The following is an 8,090-nucleotide window of genomic DNA, read 5'->3' as shown; positions in this document are numbered from 1 at the left end:
GGCGACCGGAGTCGCCTCGACCGCCGCCACGGCCTCGGCAGCGGCGGCACCGCCGCGCGAGCGGCGGCGGCGACGGCGCGGCGCGGCCTCGCCCTCGGCGCCCTCGACGGCCGGAGCCGCCGCGGCGGCCTCGGTCACGCCGGCGACGGCCTCGCCCTCGGTGCCGACCGCCGCGCCCCGACGGGTGCGGCGGCGCTCACGGTTGCGGCGCGGCTTCTGCTCCTCGGCCTCGGCCGCGCCGGAGCCCGGACGGTCGGAGCCCGGACGGTCGGAGCCGGAGCCGGCGCCCGGACGGTCCGAGCCGCCCTGGCCGCCGCGCCCACCGCGACCGCCGCGGGGCGCGCGGGCACCGCGTCCACCGGTCTCGCCGAGGTCCTCGACCTCCTCCGCGTTCAGCCCGGCGCGGGTGCGCTCCGAGCGCGGCAGGATGCCCTTGGTGCCCGGCGCGATCTTCAGCAGCTCGTACAGGTGCGCCGAGGTGGAGTAGGTCTCCTCCGGGTCGTTGAACGACAGGTCCAGCGCCTTGTTGATGAGCTGCCAGCGCGGGATGTCGTCCCAGTCGACCAGGGTGACGGCGGTGCCGGAGGCGCCGGCCCGGCCGGTGCGGCCGATCCGGTGCAGGTAGGTCTTCTCGTCCTCGGGGCACTGGTAGTTGATGACGTGGGTGACGCCCTCGACGTCGATGCCGCGGGCCGCGACGTCGGTGCAGACCAGCACGTCGACCTTGCCGTTGCGGAAGGCCCGCAGGGCCTGCTCGCGGGCGCCCTGGCCGAGGTCGCCGTGGACCGCGCCGGCCGCGAAGCCGCGCTGGGTCAGCTGGTCGGAGACGTCGGCGGCGGTGCGCTTGGTGCGGCAGAAGATCATCGCCAGCCCGCGGCCGTCGGCCTGCAGGATGCGCGAGACCATCTCGACCTTGTCCAGCGAGTGCGCACGGAAGATGTGCTGCTCGATGTTGGCGACGGTCGCGCCGGTGTCGTCCGGGGCGGCGGCCCGGATGTGGGTCGGCTGGCTCATGTACCGGCGGGCGAGGCTGATGACCTGGCCCGGCATGGTGGCCGAGAACAGCAGGGTCTGCCGCTTGGCCGGCAGCATGGTGATGATCTTCTCGACGTCGGGCAGGAAGCCCAGGTCGAGCATCTCGTCGGCCTCGTCCAGGACCAGCGCGCGGACCTTCGACAGGTTCAGCTTCTTCTGCCCGGCGAGGTCCAGCAGACGGCCCGGGGTGCCGACCACGATGTCGACGCCCTTGTTGAGCGCCTCGACCTGCGGCTCGTACGCCCGGCCGCCGTAGACCGCGAGCACGCGGACGTTGCGGACCTTGCCGGCGGTCTGGAGGTCGTTGGTGACCTGGGTGCAGAGCTCGCGCGTCGGGACGACGATCAGCGCCTGCGGGAAGTCGGAGAGCTGCTCCTCGGTCGCCCGGCCCGCGTCCACGTCGGCGCGCACGATGGCCCGCTCGATCAGCGGGAGGCCGAAGCCGAGGGTCTTGCCGGTGCCGGTCTTGGCCTGGCCGATGACGTCGTGGCCGGTCAGCGCGACCGGGAGGGTCATCTCCTGGATGGGGAAGGGGTGGACGATGCCGACGGACTCGAGTGCCTCGGCGGTCTCCGGGAGGATCCCCAGGTCCCGGAAGGTCGTCTTGATGGGTTCAGCGGTGGTGGACAGGGTGCTGCCTCTTCCGTTTTCGAAAGGGCCGAGAGCGAGCGGCGGGCGGGCAGCCGCGCGGCTGTCTACGGGCCTGGACGGCCCTGGTACAGCTGCGCGGACGCACAACCGCGCCGGTCCCTGCGGCCGGCCGGTGCGCGCTGCCCGGTGCGGGGCGCGTCGCCGGCGGCGTCGGGGAGGATTCCCGTGAGGGACCTGCGCGGGACCTCCGCCTCGGGGCGTGGTCTCGGCGGCCCTCGCTCGGCCACTGATGCGGTGCCAAGGCTTGAGGTCCAAGCCATGGTCGGAGCCGATCGGCTCTCCGACCGGGCATCCGCGTACGTGAGTACCCGTGCCACCGGTGCGGACACGTCCGGTTGGACGGTGCCGCTACGGAGGGTTCGCGCGGGGTACCGAGACGGCGGTGACACCATGCGAACACGACGGGCTCCGTACCACCATACAGTCAGGCGACGACTCGAACACGTGACGCGTCTGACATTGCCCCCGGCAACTGCCACCGGAGCGGCCGGTCCGGGCGGTCACCCGGGTGTGCCTGGTGGTGGGGCGGACAGGCGGGCGGGACTAAAGTTGCGGGTCATGGAGACCCATGGTGAGACGCAGGACGCGGCGGCCGGCTCGATCGGGGACTGGGCCGCGTGCTCGGCCGACCCCGGCTACCGGGCGGCGGTGCTCGACCTGCTCGGCGCGCTCGCGTACGGCGAGCTGAGCGCCTTCGAGCGGCTCGCCGAGGACGCCAAGCTGGCGCCCGACCTCGCCGACAAGGCGGCGCTGGCCCGGATGGCCTCCGCCGAGTTCCAGCACTACCAGCGGCTGCACGACCGGCTCGCCGAGGTCGGCGCCGACCCGCAGGAGGCGATGCGGCCGTTCGTCGAGCCGCTGGAGCTGTTCCACCGGATGACGGCGCCCTCGGACTGGCTGGAGGGCCTGGTCAAGGCCTACGTCGGCGACGCCATCGCGACCGACTTCTACCGTGAGGTGGCCGTCCGGCTGGACGACGACACCCGCGACCTGGTGCTGAGCGTCATGTCCGACACCGGCCACGCCCAGTTCGCCGTCGACAAGGTCCGCCAGGCGATCGAGGCCGACCCGCGGGCCGGCGGCCGGCTCGCCCTGTGGGGCCGGCGGCTGATGGGCGAGGCGCTCAGCCAGGCCCAGCGGGTGGTCGCCGAGCGCGACGCGCTGTCCAACCTGCTGGTCGGCGGCGTCCAGGTGCAGGGCTTCGACCTGGTCGAGGTCGGCAAGATGTTCAACCGGATCACCGAGGCGCACACCAAGCGGATGGCCGCCCTCGGCCTGGCCTCCTAGCGGCCCGCGACCTACCGGGGGTGCTCAGGCCGCCCGGTGCCGCCGCGCCGCGCGGTGGGTGCCGGGCCGGTGCGGGTGGTGCCGGTGGGCCGGGGCGCGCCCCGCCGCGAGGTCCGGCCGGGCCAGCAGCGAGGTGAGCACGCCCGAGGCCACCGCCGCGGCCGCGACGGACACCGCGGGCTGGCGGCCGTCCACGCTGAAGTGCGCGACCACCCCGCCGACCAGCGCCGCCGCCAGCGCGGTGCCCAGGACCAGGGCCCGGGCGGCCCGGAAGTACGCCGGGCGGGCCAGCAGGGCCGTGCCGCCCGTGACCAGGCCGACGAGGGCGAAGACGATCGACTCGACCAGCAAGGCTGCCTCCCGGGGGGACGGGCGTGCGGCACCGGCGCCGCACCCTCGCCGTACCCCGCCCCACCCGCTCGTACACGCGACGCAGCCCCACGGGCCACAGCGCCCCCGGACACGACGGTGCCCCGCTCCCTCGCGGGAACGGGGCACCGGACGATGCTGTGCTGCGGCGCCTCAGGCGGTGCCGAAGCCGACCTTGCGGGCGGCCGACTCGCCGATCTCCACGTACGCCAGGCGCTCGGCCGGGACGATGATGCGACGGCCGTGCTCGTCGGACAGCGCGAAGATCTTCTCCGAGCCCTCCAGCGCCTTCGCGACCGCGCTCTGGACCTCATCGGCAGTCTGCGAGCTCTCGATCACGATCTCGCGGGGCGCGTTCTGCACGCCGATCTTGACCTCCACGGCTTCCGTCCCTCCGGGGTTGCAGCCTCCACGCACGGGCACCGGACCGCCTGGGACAAGCGTTCGCGGCGACCGTGCCGTACGGCTTCACCATAGAGCACCGGATCCCCGGCCCGGCGAAGGTCGGCGGATCAGCCCTGGTGGGCGGTGCCCTCGCCGGACTGCTCGCCCGGGTGCATCGGGAAGCCCTTCAGACCGCGCCAGGACAGGCTGGCGACCAGCCGGACCGCCTCGTCGCGGGGGATCGCCAGGCCCTGCGACAGCCAGTACCGGGCGGTGATCTGGGCCAGGCCGCAGACCCCGGCGGCGAGCAGCTTGGACTCCGCCTCCGGCAGGTCGGTGTCCTCCTGGATCACCTTGCTGACGAGCGTCGCGCTCGCCTCGGAGGCCCGCTCGACCCGCTCGCGCACGGCCGGCTCGTTGGTCAGGTCCGACTCGAAGACCAGCCGGAAGGCGCCGGACTCGCTGGAGACGTAGTTGAAGTACGCCTCCATGGTGTTGGCCACCCGCTGCTTGTTGTCGGTGGTCGCCGACAGCGCCTCGCGGGTCGACTCGACCAGGGCGTCGCAGTGCTTGTCCAGCAGCGCCAGGTACAGCTCCAGCTTCCCGGGGAAGTGCTGGTAGAGCACCGGCTTGCTCACCCCGGCGCGGTCGGCGATGTCGTCCATGGCGGCCGCGTGGTAGCCCTGCGCGACGAACACCTCCTGGGCGGCACCGAGCAGTTGTTCACGGCGGGCGCTTCGCGGCAGGCGGGCACCGCGCGGGCGCTCCTGCGCCTCCTGGATGGCCGTCACGGCGCTCCTCACTTCGGGGTCTGTTCGCGGCTGGCAAGATGGCCGATTCTACTTTTCGGTAACCGCGTCCGCGTTCGGCGAAGGCGAGAAAAGACGATCGGCCTGGTTGTCAGGAGCCCACAATACGGCGCTGACCTCGGCCTCGGCAGTGGTGGAACGGAGGCGGCCGGCGGCCGGACCACCCCGGGGTTCCCGGGGCGGGCTCACTACCATCGTCCACCATGAGCAGCGCTGAGCAGCAGGTACGTACGGTCGAGGTCCCCGGCGCGGTGCTCGCGGTGCACCGACCCGCCGTCGACGGCGCCGCCGACGGGCGCGAGCCCGGGCTCTTCGTGCACGGCCTCGGCGGCTCGGCCGCCAACTGGGAGGCCCTGGTGGACCGGCTCGGCGGACAGGTCGACGGCGAGGCCGTGGACCTGCCCGGCTTCGGCCGCTCCCACCCGCCCACCGACGGCAACCTCACCGTCTCCGGCCACGTCCGCGCGGTGATCGGCTACCTGGAGGCCTCCGGCCGCGGCCCGGTCCACCTGTTCGGCAACTCGCTGGGCGGCGCGGTCGCCGTCCGGCTGGCGGCGCTGCGCCCGGACCTGGTGCGCAGCCTCACCCTCGTCTCCCCGGCCCTGCCCGAGCTGCCCCCGCAGCACTCCGCCTGGCCGACCGCCCTGCTCGCGGTGCCCGGGGTGCCCGCGGTGCTGCGCCGGCTGTCCGCGGGCGGGCGCGACGCCGAGGCGGCCACCGAGGACCTGCTGCGGCTGGTCTACGGCGACCCGGGCAGTCTGAGCCCGGCGGCCCGGGCCCAGGCCGTGGCCGAGTACCGGCGCCGGCTGGAGGTGCCGCACGCGATGCAGGCGCTGGTCGGCTCGGCCCGCGGCATCGTCTCGGCGTACACCGAGCGCGGCGACCAGGCGCTGTGGCGGCAGGCCGAGCGGGTCGAGGCGCCGGTGCTGCTGGTGTACGGGCTGCGCGACAAGCTGGTCTCCTACCGCTCGGCCCGCCGCGCCTGCGCGGCCTTCCCGGACGCCCGGCTGCTGGTGCTGCCGGAGTCCGGGCACGTGGCGATGATGGAGCACCCCGACGAGGTCGCCCGCGCGGTGCGGGAGCTGATCGCGCACACCGCGGGCTGAGCGCGGACCACGGCCCGGGCGCACACGGCGGGCCGGGCGCGGACCAGGGGCTGAGCGCGTGCCGTGGCGGGCCGACCGCGCGCCCGGGCGGGGCCGCGCGGGCGGCCGCGCATACCGCCCGGTAACGCCCTGGTCCCGGTCGAGGTCACGTCGGTTCACTCGATCAGGTGGCAGGCAGGCATGTGACCGATGGATCGGCCCGGGCCGGTCCTACCTTTCTGCTGTCGGACCGAACAGGTGTGGGGGAGTCGCGGCCGCCGGAGGAACCGGAGGGCGGCCGCGGCCGAGGTCCCGGCGGGTCGGGCCCGACCGCCGGAGCGGGTGCCCGGGGGAACGGAACGCGGCGCGTCCGCGACCGGGCCGCCGGCGGGCCGCCCGGAGGCACCGCGGCGCCGGCCCCGGCCGACCGGACTCCCCGGCCCCGACCGTCCCCGCCGCCGTACGGGGGCACCCCGGGCCACTGCCCGGGCCGCCCGGTCACCCGTCGGTCCGTCCGTGGTCCCGCCCAGCGAATCCGCTCTGCCCCGGAGGTCTCCCGTGCGCGTTGCCCTGCTCACCGAGGGTGCCCGTCCGCATCCCCGCCGTGGTACCGGAGGCTGGTGCGACCGGCTCGCCGAGGGCCTGCCGGAGCACGGGTTCGAGCGGTACCTGCTCACCGGCCCGGAACAGCCGGGCACGGCGGAGCGGCTGTCGCCCGCCTGGCGCGGCGCGTACGAGCTGGCGCTGTGGGGGCGCCGGCCGGGCGGCCGGGCACCGCGCGCGCCGCGCAGACGCCGGTACGCCGGGGCGTACGAACAGCTGGTGCGGGCCCTGGTGCTGCCCGGGGAGAGAGCGGGCTTCGGGCCCGGGCTGTACCGGCTCGCCGCGCTCGCCCGGGAGGACGGCACGCTGCCCGCCTTCCTGGCCTCCGCGCACGCCCGCCGGCTGCTGGAGCGGACCTGGCGGCTGCCCGGCGCGGACACCTCGGCCGGGCAGCCGCTGGTCTGCGACGTGCTGGTCGCGGCGGACCTGCTGGAACAGTGCCTGCGCCCGCTGTCCGCGCCCTGGTACGGCACCGGCCCCGGCGGCCTCGGCGCGGTCGACCTGTGCCACGTGGTCGGCGGCGGCCCGGCCGCGCTGCCCGCCCTGGTGGCCCGGCACCTGCACGGGGTGCCGTTCGTGGTCACCGAGCACGGCCTGCACCTGCGCGAGCAGTACCTCGGCTACCGCGAGGCGCCGTACCGGTGGCCGGTCCGCGCCCTGCTGCTGGCCTTCTTCCGGGCGCTCACCGAGGAGACGTACCGGCGGGCCGCGATACTCACCCCGGGCAGCGCCCACGACCAGCAGTGGCAGCGCCGCTGCGGGGCCGATCCGGCGCGCACCCGGGTGGTGTACGAGGGCACCCCGGCGGTGGACCGCCCGGCCGCCGGGCCGGAACCCGCGGCGCCGACCCTGGTGTGGGCGGGCGCGCTGGAGCCGGGCCGGGACCCGGAGCTGGCGCTGCACGCCTTCGCCCGGGTCCGCGCCGACCTGCCCGGCGCCCGGCTGGTGGTGTACGGCGAGGAGGCGGCGCCCGGCTACCGGACGCACTGCGCGGCGGTGGCCGAGCGGCTGGGAGTGGCCCCGGCGGTGGAGTTCGCCGGACGGCCCCGCTCGCTGGCCGGGGCCTGGGAGTCGGGCACGGTGGCGGTCTTCTCGGGACTCTCCCAGCGCAGCCCCCGGCTGCTCGCCGACGCGCTGCTCAGCGGCCGGGCGGTGGTCTCCACCGACGTCGGGGTGGCCCGCGAGGTGGTCGGGCCGACCGGGCTGCTGGTGCCCGCCCGCGATCCGCGCGCCCTGGCGGGCGCCTGCCTGGCGCTGCTGCGCGACGAGGAGCGGCGGGGCCGGCTCGGTCTGGCCGGGCGGCTGCGGGCGCAGGAACGCTTCGCCGTGGAGCCGGTGATCGGCGCCTTCCGGGAGATCTACCTGGAGCTGGTCTCGCAGTACCCGGCCTTCCCCGGCGGCGGGGGCGGCGGCGAGGGCGTCCCGGCGCCGCGCCCCTTCGCCCGCCCCGCCGAGTACTGGCTGGCCGACGGCCCGCACGGCGGCACCCCGCCGGACGGCGGCGCCCGGGACGCGGACACGGCGGCCGAGGGCGTGCGGCCGGCCGAACTCGCGGAGGCCCGCTGATGTCCGGCGGCCCCCTGCCCGGCGGCAGCGCGGACCCGGTGCGCGAGGTGATGGCGGAGCACCGGGAGCTGTGCGAGCGCGCCGTCGACCCGCTGGAGATCGCCGCCGGGCTGGAGGAGGCCGGGCTCGGCCAGGACGCCGCCGCCCGCTGCCGGCACGCCGACCTGTTCTCGCTGGCCGAGGAGTTGTACGCCCGGGTGCCGCGCCGCCCGCCGCCGCCCGGGCCCGCGCAGCCGCGGTCGGGCGGGGCCGCGGCCCGGGCCGCGCTGACCGCCGCCGCGCTGGCCGCGCTGCCCTGCGC

General features: G+C 76.1%; 7 protein-coding genes and 1 pseudogene. 4 read left to right on the top strand and 4 right to left on the bottom strand.

Annotation, left to right across the window (positions count from 1 at the left end; genetic code table 11):
• A partial coding sequence (locus tag ACFU7Z_RS31405; protein WP_380781208.1) for a DEAD/DEAH box helicase occupies positions 1-1,551 on the bottom strand: 1,551 nt, incomplete at its 3' end.
• A gap of 693 nt (positions 1,552-2,244) precedes the next feature.
• Between ACFU7Z_RS31405 and ACFU7Z_RS31400 the strand changes: the two genes are divergently transcribed.
• Positions 2,245-2,973: a ferritin-like fold-containing protein gene (locus ACFU7Z_RS31400; RefSeq protein WP_049660234.1), complete on the top strand. Its 729-nt coding sequence runs from the start codon at positions 2,245-2,247 to the stop codon at positions 2,971-2,973.
• A 24-nt stretch (positions 2,974-2,997) separates the two neighbouring features.
• Here ACFU7Z_RS31400 and ACFU7Z_RS31395 read toward each other — a convergent pair whose 3' ends face one another.
• The 3 genes from ACFU7Z_RS31395 to ACFU7Z_RS31385 all read right to left on the bottom strand — a co-directional run bounded on the left by ACFU7Z_RS31395 (position 2,998) and on the right by ACFU7Z_RS31385 (position 4,517).
• Positions 2,998-3,324: a hypothetical protein gene (locus tag ACFU7Z_RS31395; RefSeq protein WP_074001381.1), complete on the bottom strand. Its 327-nt coding sequence runs from the start codon at positions 3,322-3,324 to the stop codon at positions 2,998-3,000.
• Positions 3,325-3,495: 171 nt separating this feature from the next.
• Positions 3,496-3,723 (bottom strand): DUF3107 domain-containing protein, encoded by a 228-nt coding sequence (locus ACFU7Z_RS31390; RefSeq protein ID WP_049660675.1) that lies wholly within the window; start codon positions 3,721-3,723, stop codon positions 3,496-3,498.
• 131 nt (positions 3,724-3,854) lie between these two features.
• Positions 3,855-4,517: a TetR/AcrR family transcriptional regulator gene (locus tag ACFU7Z_RS31385; protein ID WP_049660673.1), complete on the bottom strand. Its 663-nt coding sequence runs from the start codon at positions 4,515-4,517 to the stop codon at positions 3,855-3,857.
• Positions 4,518-4,738: 221 nt separating this feature from the next.
• Between ACFU7Z_RS31385 and ACFU7Z_RS31380 the strand changes: the two genes are divergently transcribed.
• From ACFU7Z_RS31380 to ACFU7Z_RS31370, 3 genes and pseudogenes are all read left to right on the top strand, one after another.
• Entirely contained in the window at positions 4,739-5,641 is a 903-nt protein-coding gene (locus tag ACFU7Z_RS31380; protein ID WP_380781205.1) for an alpha/beta fold hydrolase, read from the top strand.
• 537 nt (positions 5,642-6,178) lie between these two features.
• Positions 6,179-7,789, top strand: a complete 1,611-nt coding sequence (locus tag ACFU7Z_RS31375) for a DUF3492 domain-containing protein (RefSeq protein WP_380781203.1) — start codon at positions 6,179-6,181, stop codon at positions 7,787-7,789.
• Positions 7,789-8,090, top strand: a pseudogene (locus ACFU7Z_RS31370) (hypothetical protein); the annotation flags it as partial. The gene ACFU7Z_RS31375 and the pseudogene ACFU7Z_RS31370, both read left to right, overlap by 1 nt.

Origin of the sequence: Kitasatospora sp. NPDC057518 (genome assembly GCF_042802075.1) — a bacterium.
GTDB lineage: Bacteria > Actinomycetota > Actinomycetes > Streptomycetales > Streptomycetaceae > Kitasatospora.
This window is presented reverse-complemented; position numbering and strand designations above follow the sequence as displayed.

Bases quoted from the DNA above. Each gene is read 5' to 3' on its own strand.
- ACFU7Z_RS31380 (WP_380781205.1), top strand. From the start codon at position 4,739: ATGAGCAGCGCTGAGCAGCAGGTACGTACGGTCGAGGTCCCCGGCGCG.
- ACFU7Z_RS31400 (WP_049660234.1), top strand. From the start codon at position 2,245: ATGGAGACCCATGGTGAGACGCAGGACGCGGCGGCCGGCTCGATCGGG.